The following is an 11,499-nucleotide window of genomic DNA, read 5'->3' on the forward strand; positions in this document are numbered from 1 at the left end:
AAATTAGTATGCTCTTTTATCATTCCCTTCATAGTAATTAATAAACGCCTCATTTACCACTCTGTGACCTCCTGGAGTTGGGTAATCTCCTGTAAAATACCAATCTCCTAAGTTATCTGGACACGCTATATGTAAATTTTCTACCGTTTGATAAATAACCTCAACAGCTGCTTTTATGTCTTTTGTTCTTAACATCTCTGCAATTTTAGCAGAAACCTCTTCTGTAGTAAAAGGGTCGTAAATTCCTTTTACAAAGTTTACTATTTCTTCATCTTTTTTAGATTGCTGTGCTTTCGATTTTTTATAAACTTCGTCTATAATACTTTCTTGGTTTGTATCTTTTAACAACTCAATTGCGGCTTTAAAGGCAATAAAATCATTAATTCTAGCCATGTCAATTCCGTAACAATCTGGATAACGAATCTGTGGTGCAGAAGAGACTACTACTATTTTTTTAGGGCCTAATCTGTCTAAAATCTTAATAATACTTTTCTTTAGTGTAGTTCCACGAACAATACTATCATCTATAATAACAAGATTATCTGTTGGTTTTACAACACCGTATGTAATATCATATACATGCTCTACCAAATCATCTCTACTGCTATCATCTGCAATAAAGGTTCTTAGTTTGGCATCTTTAATTGCTATTTTCTCAAAACGAGGTCTTTCAGATAGAATTTCTGTAACTCTTTCTGCAGATAATTTTGTTCCTCCTTCTAAAATTTTTGCTGTCTTTTGCTGATTTAATAAATCTTCCGCAGCTTCCGTCATTCCGTAGAAAGAAGTTTCTGCAGTATTTGGTATGTAAGAAAAAACAGTGTTAGAAATATCGCTATCAATCGATTTTAAAATCTTTGGAAACACTAATTTTCCTAAATTTTTTCTTTCTTCATAGATGGATGCATCACTTCCTCTAGAAAAATAAATGCGCTCAAAAGAACATGCCTTATTCTCTCTAGGTTCTAAAACTTGTTTTATAGAGGTCTTTCCGTTTTTCTTTATAATTAGAGCATGCCCTCTTTCTAGTTCTTGAACATCTTCTATCTTTACATTAAATACGGTTTGTATCACAGGTCTTTCTGAAGCGACAACAACAACTTCTTCGTCTTCATAAAAAAACGTAGGTCTAATTCCGTTAGGATCACGCAATACAAATGCGTCTCCATGCCCTACTAAACCTGCCATTGCATAACCACCATCCCAGTTTTTAGAAGATCTTTTTAATACTTTTTTAATACTTAAATTCTCTTCTATGTAAGGAGAAGCGTCTATTTTACTAAACCCTTTTTTCTTTGCTTTTTGATATAATTTAGCTACTTCATCTTCTAAAAAGTGACCAATTTTCTCCATTACCGTTACCGTATCTGTAAACTCTTTTGGATGCTGCCCTAACTCTACCAACTCTTCTAATAATTGTTTAGAATTTGTCATATTAAAGTTACCCGCAACTATTAAGTTTTGATGTTTCCAGTTACTTTGGCGTAAAAAAGGATGCACACTTTCGATACTATTTTTACCAAAAGTACCGTAACGAACATGTCCTAAAAACAAATTACCGATGTACGGCATATTTTCTTCTTGCCATGCTACGTCATCTTTTTTATCCGGATTTTCCTCTAGAACATTATTTAAACGATCGTTAATTTGAGCAAAAACGTCTTGTATTGGTTGCGATTTGTTAGAACGAACTCTACTAATATATCTAGTTCCTGGTTCTACATTGAATTTTACACTTGCAAAACCAGCACCATCTTGACCACGATTGTGTTGTTTTTCCATTAATAAATACATCTTATTAATTCCGTAGAAAGCAGAACCGTATTTATCTTTATAAAATTGTAAAGGTTTCTTTAATCGAACAAGTGCAATTCCACATTCGTGTTTAATAGCATCACTCATTGTATCTAATTTTTTGTTGTGTTGTGTGTTGTTAAATCTAGTGTTGTATCAAAAAAAAATCCGCAGTCGAAACTGCGGATTAAAATTAAGATAATTCTATATCAAATTGTGTTAATTCTTTAAAAGCATGCAGGCGTATTTTAACTTCGTTTGCTGTAAGCTCTTGCATGCGTTCTGTACCAAACTTCTCTACACAGAAAGAAGCTAAATTAGAACCGTATATAATGGCATTTTTCATGTTTTCAAAAGAAATATCTTCTGTTTTTGCTAAATGGCCACAAAAACCTCCTGCGAAAGTATCACCTGCTCCTGTCGGATCAAAAACTTCTGCCAACGGTAAAGCTGGTGCAAAAAACATTTTCCCTTCATTAAACAATAAAGCGCCGTGTTCTCCTTTTTTAATAACTACATATTTAGGGCCCATATCATGAATTTTCTTAGCAGCATTTACCAGAGAGTATTCTCCAGACAACTGTCTTGCTTCTTCATCATTAATGGTTATTACATCTACTCTTTTTAAAACAGTATGTAAATCTTCTAAAGCAATGTCCATCCAAAAATTCATTGTATCTAAAACAATCAACTTTGGTTTTTCATTCATCTGATCTAAAACAGATGCTTGTGTTAATGGGTGTAAATTACCTAACATTACAATACTAGCATCTTTAAAATTCTCTGGTACAACCGGTGTAAAGGTTTCTAAAACATTTAATTCTGTAATTAGAGTGTCTCTAGAATTCATATCGTTATGATATTTTCCACTCCAGAAAAACGTTTTTCCGTTTTTATCAACTTCAATTCCGTCGGTATTAATTCCTTTAGAATTCATCATTTCTAAATATGAAGCAGGAAAGTCTCCTCCAACAACAGAAACAACACCTGTTTCTACTCCAAATTGAGAAGCTGCCAAACCTACAAAAGTTCCAGAGCCTCCTAAAATTTTATCTGTTTTACCAAAAGGTGTTTCAATAGCATCAAAAGCGACCGTACCAACTGCTAATAATTTACTCATTTCTTATATTTTATGCGTAATTTTGTATCTTACAAAAAACACTTTTTAAAAACGCAAAAATAAGTTTTAAAAATGACTATTAAAGAAATACAAGAAGAAATTATTGACGAGTTTTCTATGTTTGACGATTGGATGGAACGCTATGAATATATTATAGAACTTGGCAAAGCTTTGCCAATTATAGCCGAACAACACAAATTAGATGAAAATTTAATAAAAGGTTGCCAATCTAAAGTATGGTTGTATTCTGAATTAGATGCCGATAAATTAAAATTTACTGCAGATAGTAATGCAATTTTAACCAAAGGAATTGTGGCATTATTATTGCGCGTATTCTCAGAACAAAAACCTGCAGATATTTTAGCTGCCGAAACCACTTTTATAGATGAAATTGGTTTAAAAGAACATTTAAGCCCAACCAGAGCAAATGGCTTGGTTTCTATGGTAAAGCAAATAAAAATGTACGCAATAGTACAACAAACGAAATTAGCAAATTAAGAAATCATATAATGACAGATAAAGAATTAGAAGAAATTGGAGATAAAATTGTAGCCGTTTTAAAAACCATTTACGATCCCGAAATACCAGTAGATATTTACGAATTAGGTTTAATTTATGATGTTTTTGTTTCTGAAGAAAATAACGCAAAAATATTAATGACGTTAACATCGCCAAATTGCCCAGTTGCAGAAAGTCTACCTGTAGATATTGAAGAGAAAGTAAAGTCTTTAAAAGAAGTTAATGCTTGTGAAGTTGAAATTACATTTGACCCAGCTTGGACTTCTGAAATGATGAGCGAAGAAGCAAAGTTAGAGTTAGGAATGCTCTAAAATAGTACGCAATAATTAATAGACAGTTTTCTGTTTGTTTTATTTAGTATTTACAACTAAAACAAGTGAACTACTGTCATTTCTAAATGAGCTTTCTTAAGCGATTGAGAAAGCTCATAAAATAATTAAATTTTGATTTTTATTAAAACTAAATCAAAAACAACTTTGAAACCAATAATAAAATATGGCTGAAGAAATTATAAATAGAGTCGCAAATAGCAAACTAAAGACTTTTGATCTTGAGGAAATTTATCCCGAAGGAAAAAGAGTTGTGTTTGATATTAAAGACTGGTTGTTTGAAGAACTTATTTTAAAAGAAAAAGATTTTAGAGCATCTGTTAAAAATCACGATTGGTCTCAATATCAAAATAATTTTGTAGCAATTAGTTGTTCTGCAGACGCTATAATTCCTTCATGGGCTTTTATGCTAATTGCCGCAGAAGCAACACCTTTTGCAAGTAAAGTGGTCATAGGAGATTTAGATTTATTAGAAACCGTTTTATATCAAGAATTATTAAATTTTGTAGATTTAAGAGACTATACAGGTTGCCCAGTTATTATTAAGGGATGCGCAGAAAAACCAATACCAAATACTGCTTATGCTTTTTTAATTGCAAAACTACAACCAATAACCAAATCTATTATGTTTGGGGAAGCTTGCTCTACAGTGCCATTATATAAAGCAAAAAAATAATTTTATTCTATAAATTTTAATTCAAATTCATAGTGAGAAGTGTATTCCTTCTTTTTTTAGTTTTCTTAGCTTGTACTTCTTACTCACAAAAGAAGAAACAAGACACCTTACCCAAACCTAAATGGAAAATTAACGGAAGATTTGCCTTTATATTTAATCAATCTTCCTTTTCTAACTGGGCTTCTGGAGGGGAAAATACCGTTGCAGGAAACATTAATGTAAACTACGATTTTAATTACAAGAAAAATAATGTAAACTGGGACACTAGAATAAACTCGGGCTATGGTCTAAGTCACATTAGCGAAAAAGGCTACAGAAAAACAAATGATCGTTTTGAATTAAATTCTCTTTTAGGTATTAAAACAGCCACCAATTGGTTTTTATCTTTTATCGCAAACTTTAAAACGCAGTACTCTAAAGGTTTCGATTATAAAAAAGAACCTAAACTTTTAGTTTCAGAATTATTATCGCCTGCTTATTTAACATTCGGACCAGGAATGCTATGGAAAAAATCTGATAATTTAAACTTAAACATTGCGCCTGCAACAGCTAGATATACAATTGTAAATGAGTATTTCTCTGGGAAATTTGGTGTAGATAAAGGTAAAAAAACTGCATTTAGTTTAGGTTTTAACCTTTCTGGATATTATAAATTTGGTGTAATGGAAAATGTTGAAATGGAAAATGTTCTAACAATGTATGCAGATTACCTAGCCAATGTTGGTAATGTAGATGTAGATTACCAAACAAATATTCGTTTTAAAGTGAACAAAAGTATTAAAATGCACATGACTTTTCATACAATTATAGACGACAATTCTTCTAGTAAAATACAGTTAAAGCAATTATTTGGCTTGGGTGTAAACTATAGTTTTCATGAGAAAGTGACTTATTAAAAATTTCTTGTCTAAAACAATAAAAGTGTATTTTTGCACGAAAATTTAAAAAATAGACAAAATGAAAAAATTATCAATCTTAATTTTATTCGTATGTATTAGTTTTTCAGCGAAAGGTCAAACTGCTGACGAATTAAAAAAAGAACAGGCTCCTAAAAAAGTAAAAATAGCTAAATTGCAAGGAGAAGTAAAAGCTTTGCAAGCAAAAATTGATGCATTCCCTGGTTGGAAAAAAGGTGCTTTTGGCACCATGGGAGGAAGCATTTCTGGTTTTAATAATTGGTATTCTAGAACTGCACCTACTGCATCTGCGGGTAACATTGGTATCACCGTAAATGGTTTTGCAAATTTAATTGAAGACGATTTTTTCTGGAGAAACTCTGCCGCAATTAATTTAGGTTGGGTAAAACTAGATGAAAAAGGCGTTTCTGGTGATGAAGGTTTCGATACCGCTACAGATGTTTTTACCATTAGTTCTTTATATGGTAAAAGATTAAATAAAAAATGGGCGCTTTCTGCTTTAGCTGAATATAGAACTACTATAATAGACAACTTTAACGATCCTGGATATTTAGATTTAGGTGCTGGTTTCACATGGACACCAACAAATAGCTTAGTTGTTGTAATGCACCCAGGAAACTACAATTTTGTTTTTAGCAGTGGAGATACTGTTTTTGAATCTTCTTTAGGTGCAAAAGTTGTTGCAGATTACACGGAAAAGTATGGTAAATTAAGTGTAAAATCTAATTTATCTATTTTCCAAAGTTATAAAACGTCTGATTTATCTAACTGGACTTGGACAAACTCTTTTGGCTATACAATATGGCAAGGAATTGGTGTTGGTTTTGAATTAGGTTTGCGTCAAAACAAACAAGAAGCTTTAAACAATGCTTTGGCTGTAGTTACTGTTCCTACACCAACTTTTAATTCGGTAGATAATAAATTACAGTCTTACTACTTAATAGGTATGAGTTATGCCTTCTAAATAACACAGCAATACTTCAAACGAAACCTCAAGAAGAAACTCTTGAGGTTTTTTTATTTTATGTAACTTTGCAGTTCAAACTAAATTACACATGACTTTATTAATAATTTTTGCAACTATTTCTATATTCTTCTCATTTCTGTGTTCTATTTTAGAAGCTGTTTTACTAAGCATTACTCCTACTTTTATCAATCTTAAAAAAAGTGAAGGTGCAGAATATGCAAATCAATTAGAAATATTTAAAAAAGATGTAGACAAGCCCTTAATTGCCATTTTAACCATTAACACTGTTGCACATACGGTTGGTGCTATTTTAGTGGGTGTACAGGCTAAAGTAGCGTATGCAGAAATATACGGTACAGAAATAAAAACTATTTTCGGAATTAAAGTGACCGAAGATGTTATGGTAGGAATTGTTTCTACAGTGATGACGATTCTCATTTTAGTGGCTTCAGAAATAATACCAAAAACAATTGGTGCAACGTACTGGAAACAACTAGCAAACTTTACTTCTAAAGCGTTAAACGTAATGATTTTTCCATTAAAATGGACAGGTATTCTTTGGGTTTTACAATTAACAACAAAACTTATTGGCGGCAAAGGTCATGGAAGTGTTTTAAGTAGAGAGAGTTTTTTAGTAATGACAGAAATGGCTGAAAAAGACGGTGTTTTTAAAGAAAACGAAAGTAAGGTTATTCGAAATTTATTAGGTTTTAAAGAGATCAAAGTAAATGATGTAATGACGCCAAGGTCTGTTTTAGAAATTGCAGATGAAACCCAAACGATTGCTTCTTTTTACAACGAACATAAAAAATTACGCTTTTCTAGAATTCCGGTTTTTTCTGAAAATCCAGATGCAATTACAGGTTATTTTCTAAAGGATAATTTATTAGAAGCGATGATTAATGGTGGCGGAGAACAAACTTTAGCAACTATAAAAAGAAATATTATTATTGCAGAAAGAGAGTTATCGATTCCAGATTTGTTTGATAAACTCATCAAAGAAAAAGAACACATTGCGTTGGTTGTTGATGAATATGGTTCTGTAAGCGGAATTGTTTCTCAAGAAGATGTGATAGAAACCTTGTTAGGTTTAGAAATTATGGACGAAAGTGATTCTGTTGCAGATTTACAAGCACATGCTAGAAAATCTTGGGAAAAACGCGCTAAGAGAATGGGAATTATGGAGGATGAGAATGAAAAGTAACCTATTCTCAGAAGATCTCAAAAAGCTATTCAAAAATAGAGTCTTCTCGACTAAATTCTATTTATAATTAAAATACCTACAAAATTAAAAAAATCTTGTAGGTAATTAAAATGCAATTATTTTATAAATCTGAAGAACTAGAACAACTTATTCGTCCTCTTTGTATTCATAATATAAAAAGTCATTGTAAGGAAAACGCTCAATGTGAATTTTCTTCACTTCTTCATACGTAGTTTCCTTAAAATCTTCTAGATTCTCTTTATTTAATGCAGAAATAAAGATTGAAGTTTCATCTTTATCGTTCATCCACGTTTTCTTCCAATCTTCTAATGTGTAATGTACTTTGCTTCTTTCGGTCACAATATCATCTTCTTCGATGGTTTCATGCGAATACGCATCAATCTTATTAAAGACCATTAAAGTAGGCTTATCTGCACACTTAATATCGTGTAAAACAGAATTTACAGAAGCAATATGATCTTCAAAATTAGGATGCGAAATATCTACTACATGTAATAATAAATCTGCTTCTCTAACCTCATCTAAAGTAGATTTAAAAGACTCTATCAATTGTGTTGGCAGTTTTCTAATAAACCCAACAGTGTCTGTCATTAAAAAAGGAATGTTTTTAATGACTACTTTTCTAACAGTTGTATCTAAGGTTGCAAATAATTTGTTTTCTGCAAACACATCACTTTTACTAATTACATTCATCAATGTAGATTTCCCAACATTGGTATAACCTACCAAAGCAACACGCACCATTTTTCCACGATTTTTTCGCTGAACAGCCATTTGCTTATCAATGGTTTTCAGTTTCTTTTTAAGATCATCTATTTTATCGCGAATAATACGTCTGTCTGTTTCTATTTCTGTTTCTCCAGGTCCACGCATTCCAATACCCCCTTTTTGCTTGTCGAGGTGGGTCCAAAGTCTTGTTAATCTTGGCAATAAATATTGACATTGCGCTAATTCAACTTGCGTTTTTGCAGAACTTGTTTGGGCTCTTTGTGCAAAAATATCTAAGATTAAATTGGTTCTGTCTAAGATTTTACAATCTAAAACTTTTTCTATATTTCGTATTTGTGCTGGCGATAACTCGTCATCAAAAATGGCGGTACCAATACCATTTGATTCTATATATGCTCTTACTTCATCTAATTTACCAACACCTAAAAAAGTTTTAGGGTTTGGTTTTTCCATTTTTTGAACAAAGCGTTTTACTGCAACACCACCAGCTGTAGCTGTTAAAAACTCTAACTCGTCTAAATATTCATCTGACTGTGTTTCGTCTTGTTGCTGTGTAATTATACCAATTAAAACTGCTTTTTCTGAAATTGCTTCTTTTGCGTCTATCATAGACTACAAAAGTACGAACTATTCTTATCTTTTAAGCATAAAAAAACGGTAACAAAAGCTACCGTTAAATTCATTAATTCAAACTCAAATACAAAAAGTTTACAAAGCTTTCTGCGAGACAAAATTAGTTTTAAAATTGAATTCTAGTAGCTTAATGTATATTAAGAAAACTTTTACTTTGTATTAAGAAATAGGTTCATTAAGAGAAAAACACTTATTTATTCAAGGAAAATATTAAAAGTGAAAAATTATAATGTTTACATTTACTAAAATTTATAGGCTATGTTTCCATCTATTGCGTCATTAAAACAAACTGAAAAAATAATTACTATTGGTTTTTATAATGTTGAAAATTTATTTGACACGATTGATGATCCTAAAACTTTTGATGATGACTACACAACAGATGGAAAGAGAAAATGGACCGATAAACGCTATCGAATTAAAGTTAAGAAATTAAGTTCTGTGATTTCTAAATTAGGATTGAATCGCTCTAAATATCCGCCAGCAATTGTAGGTTTGGTAGAAGTTGAAAATGCAAAAGTAGTGTCTGATTTAGTGAATTCTTCCAACTTAAAGAAGCATCATTATGGTTTTGTACATCATGATTCGCCAGATGAACGTGGTATTGATGTTGCGCTTTTGTACAACAAACAGTTTTTCGAACTTTTAACTTCAGAAACCTTTTCTGTATTTTTAAATAATGATGAAGGCGAAAGAGACTACACCAGAGATATTTTAAAAGTAAGCGGAAATTTACGTGGCGAATTGGTACATGTTTTGGTGAATCATTGGCCTTCTAGAAGAGAAGGTGTTGCAGAAAGTGATCCTAAAAGAATGATAGCTGCGGAAACTGCAAGAACTATTATTACACAAATTAAAGATACTCATTTTGATGCAAAAATTATTGTGATGGGAGATTTTAATGATGACCCGACAAGCGATAGTGTAAAAACCTTGGTTTCAGATGATTTTACAAACCCGATGGAAAGTATTTTGAATCCCGAAAAAAGAGGCTCTTTAACCTATAATGGCAAATGGAATTTATTTGATCAAATTCTATTTTCTAAAAACTTTTCAGAGAAAAAGGAAGGAAAGCTCTACTTTAAACATGCAGAAGTTTTTAATAAAGAGTGGTTGAAAATTTTTAAAGGTAAATTAAAAGGAAGTCCGTTTAGAACCTATATTGGTCCTTGGTATCAAGGTGGCTTTTCAGACCATTTTCCGGTATATGCTTTTTTAAAAAAGGAAGATTAATCTCTTTCTTTTCCCTGTCCTTTAAAAGCTTTCATTAATTTTTCGTCATTTAAGATATATTTCTTGTATTTACCATCTCTATATCTGTAATAAATAAAGAAAGGCATAAATAAAAATGAAAAATAAAACACACTTAAACCCATTACAATTTGTGCTTTTTCGTGGTCTGTGTTCACAAGATACAATCCTACAGTTACCCAAACAATAAAGATAACAAACATTATTTTTAACGCTAATTTCATATTGCAAAACTACAAAAGTTCTATCTTTAATTTTTAAAAAAGACACGAATTTCACGAATCATATATTAAATTTATAATGTTTAAAACGGTATCTATTATATTACTTTTGACTAGCTTATCTTTAATTTCTTGCAAAAAAGACATAAAATCAGAAAAAATGAATACAAAAATTGTGATTGCACATAGAGGTGCTTCTGGTTATGTACCTGAACATACAATGGAAGCGAAAGCGATGGCTTTTGCCATGAATGCTGATTTTATTGAACAAGATTTAGTGTTAAGTAAAGACGATGTGCCTATTGTAATTCATGATATTTATTTGGATGATGTTACCGATGTTGCTACAAAATTTTCGAACAGAAAAAGAAAGGATAACCGGTATTATGTGATTGACTTTACTTTTAAAGAATTACAAACTTTAGCTGTTACCGAACGTTTTAATCCTAAAAATGGCGAACAGATTTACAAAAAACGTTTTCCGAAAGGAAAAGGGAATTTTAAATTGCATTCTCTTAGCCAAGAAATAGAAATGATACAAGGTTTAAATGCTGCTACAGGAAAAAATATTGGCATTTATCCTGAAATTAAAGAACCAGCATTTCATAAAACAGCAGAGAAAAACTTAACAGAAATTGTTTTAAAAGTCCTTTCTAATTATGGTTATAACACAAAAGAAGACAACTGCATTTTACAATGTTTTGATGCAAAAGAATTAGAACGAATTCGTGTAGAATTAAAGTCGGAATTATTCTTAGTCCAATTAATGGAGTTTCCTGAAGATTCTAAAAAATTAAAACATTTTGCAACGTATGCAAACGGAATTGGGCCTTGGTACAAGCAAATTTTAGACAAAAAAATAGATGGAAAATTCACATTTACTTCTTTAGTTTCTGATGCGCACACGTTGGGTTTAAAAGTGCATCCTTATACTTTTAGAGCAGATGCTTTAGATGAGTTCTCTTCTTTTGAAGAAATGATGGAAACGCTCTTAATTGAGGCAAATGTAGAGGGTGCTTTTACCGATTTCCCAGATTTGGTTGTTGCTTTTTTAAAGAATAAAAGTTAGCAAACCAGTTTAGCCCTGATTGAAACAGCATCCTTTTTATTACGATATA

General features: G+C 31.4%; 12 protein-coding genes. 8 read left to right on the top strand and 4 right to left on the bottom strand.

Annotated features, from left to right (window positions below; genetic code table 11):
- Positions 1-3: 3 nt before the first annotated feature.
- On the bottom strand, positions 4-1,902 hold the full coding sequence (locus tag ES045_RS10380) for an amidophosphoribosyltransferase (RefSeq protein WP_147116183.1): 1,899 nt from the start codon (positions 1,900-1,902) through the stop codon (positions 4-6).
- An 85-nt stretch (positions 1,903-1,987) separates the two neighbouring features.
- A complete protein-coding gene (locus tag ES045_RS10385) occupies positions 1,988-2,914 on the bottom strand; it encodes a PfkB family carbohydrate kinase (protein WP_147116185.1) in 927 nt (308 codons plus the stop codon).
- Between the two features lie 72 nt (positions 2,915-2,986).
- Between ES045_RS10385 and ES045_RS10390 the strand changes: the two genes are divergently transcribed.
- The 6 genes from ES045_RS10390 (at position 2,987) to ES045_RS10415 (ending at position 7,526) form a co-directional block, all read left to right on the top strand.
- Positions 2,987-3,412 (top strand): SufE family protein, encoded by a 426-nt coding sequence (locus ES045_RS10390; protein ID WP_147116187.1) that lies wholly within the window; start codon positions 2,987-2,989, stop codon positions 3,410-3,412.
- A gap of 11 nt (positions 3,413-3,423) precedes the next feature.
- Positions 3,424-3,744 carry a DUF59 domain-containing protein gene (locus ES045_RS10395; RefSeq protein WP_147116189.1) on the top strand — a complete coding sequence of 107 codons (321 nt, stop codon included), beginning with the start codon at positions 3,424-3,426 and terminating at the stop codon, positions 3,742-3,744.
- 184 nt (positions 3,745-3,928) lie between these two features.
- Positions 3,929-4,438, top strand: a complete 510-nt coding sequence (locus tag ES045_RS10400; protein WP_147116191.1) for a DUF2480 family protein — start codon at positions 3,929-3,931, stop codon at positions 4,436-4,438.
- 32 nt (positions 4,439-4,470) lie between these two features.
- Positions 4,471-5,334 (top strand): DUF3078 domain-containing protein, encoded by an 864-nt coding sequence (locus tag ES045_RS10405; protein ID WP_147116194.1) that lies wholly within the window; start codon positions 4,471-4,473, stop codon positions 5,332-5,334.
- A gap of 61 nt (positions 5,335-5,395) precedes the next feature.
- The gene (locus ES045_RS10410; protein ID WP_147116196.1) at positions 5,396-6,319 is read left to right on the top strand and encodes a DUF3078 domain-containing protein; all 924 of its coding nucleotides are present in this window, start codon (positions 5,396-5,398) and stop codon (positions 6,317-6,319) included.
- Between the two features lie 91 nt (positions 6,320-6,410).
- Positions 6,411-7,526 (top strand): CNNM domain-containing protein, encoded by a 1,116-nt coding sequence (locus ES045_RS10415; protein WP_147116198.1) that lies wholly within the window; start codon positions 6,411-6,413, stop codon positions 7,524-7,526.
- Positions 7,527-7,673: 147 nt separating this feature from the next.
- Here ES045_RS10415 and hflX read toward each other — a convergent pair whose 3' ends face one another.
- Entirely contained in the window at positions 7,674-8,885 is a 1,212-nt protein-coding gene (gene hflX, locus ES045_RS10420; protein WP_147116200.1) for a GTPase HflX, read from the bottom strand.
- Positions 8,886-9,167: 282 nt separating this feature from the next.
- Here hflX and ES045_RS10425 point away from each other — a divergent pair, with 282 nt between their 5' ends.
- On the top strand, positions 9,168-10,142 hold the full coding sequence (locus ES045_RS10425; protein ID WP_147116202.1) for an endonuclease/exonuclease/phosphatase family protein: 975 nt from the start codon (positions 9,168-9,170) through the stop codon (positions 10,140-10,142).
- Here the strand turns inward: ES045_RS10425 and ES045_RS10430 are convergent.
- Positions 10,139-10,363: a hypothetical protein gene (locus ES045_RS10430; RefSeq protein WP_223267231.1), complete on the bottom strand. Its 225-nt coding sequence runs from the start codon at positions 10,361-10,363 to the stop codon at positions 10,139-10,141. The genes ES045_RS10425 and ES045_RS10430 overlap by 4 nt on opposite strands.
- Before the next feature lie 97 nt (positions 10,364-10,460).
- Between ES045_RS10430 and glpQ the strand changes: the two genes are divergently transcribed.
- Positions 10,461-11,450, top strand: coding sequence for a glycerophosphodiester phosphodiesterase (glpQ, locus tag ES045_RS10435; RefSeq protein WP_147116206.1), 990 nt, complete (start codon positions 10,461-10,463; stop codon positions 11,448-11,450).
- The last annotated feature ends 49 nt before the right edge of the window (positions 11,451-11,499 follow it).

Source organism: Polaribacter sp. IC073, from assembly GCF_007997075.1.
Classification (GTDB): Bacteria; Bacteroidota; Bacteroidia; order Flavobacteriales; family Flavobacteriaceae; genus Polaribacter.

What these genes read in the sequence shown, in the direction of transcription:
- ES045_RS10380 (WP_147116183.1), bottom strand. Translation starts at nt 1,902, where the DNA reads ATGAGTGATGCTATTAAACACGAATGTGGAATTGCACTTGTTCGATTA.
- ES045_RS10385 (WP_147116185.1), bottom strand. Translation starts at nt 2,914, where the DNA reads ATGAGTAAATTATTAGCAGTTGGTACGGTCGCTTTTGATGCTATTGAA.
- ES045_RS10390 (WP_147116187.1), top strand. Translation starts at nt 2,987, where the DNA reads ATGACTATTAAAGAAATACAAGAAGAAATTATTGACGAGTTTTCTATG.
- ES045_RS10395 (WP_147116189.1), top strand. Translation starts at nt 3,424, where the DNA reads ATGACAGATAAAGAATTAGAAGAAATTGGAGATAAAATTGTAGCCGTT.
- ES045_RS10400 (WP_147116191.1), top strand. Translation starts at nt 3,929, where the DNA reads ATGGCTGAAGAAATTATAAATAGAGTCGCAAATAGCAAACTAAAGACT.
- ES045_RS10410 (WP_147116196.1), top strand. Translation starts at nt 5,396, where the DNA reads ATGAAAAAATTATCAATCTTAATTTTATTCGTATGTATTAGTTTTTCA.
- ES045_RS10415 (WP_147116198.1), top strand. Translation starts at nt 6,411, where the DNA reads ATGACTTTATTAATAATTTTTGCAACTATTTCTATATTCTTCTCATTT.
- hflX (WP_147116200.1), bottom strand. Translation starts at nt 8,885, where the DNA reads ATGATAGACGCAAAAGAAGCAATTTCAGAAAAAGCAGTTTTAATTGGT.
- ES045_RS10425 (WP_147116202.1), top strand. Translation starts at nt 9,168, where the DNA reads ATGTTTCCATCTATTGCGTCATTAAAACAAACTGAAAAAATAATTACT.
- ES045_RS10430 (WP_223267231.1), bottom strand. Translation starts at nt 10,363, where the DNA reads ATGTTTGTTATCTTTATTGTTTGGGTAACTGTAGGATTGTATCTTGTG.
- glpQ (WP_147116206.1), top strand. Translation starts at nt 10,461, where the DNA reads ATGTTTAAAACGGTATCTATTATATTACTTTTGACTAGCTTATCTTTA.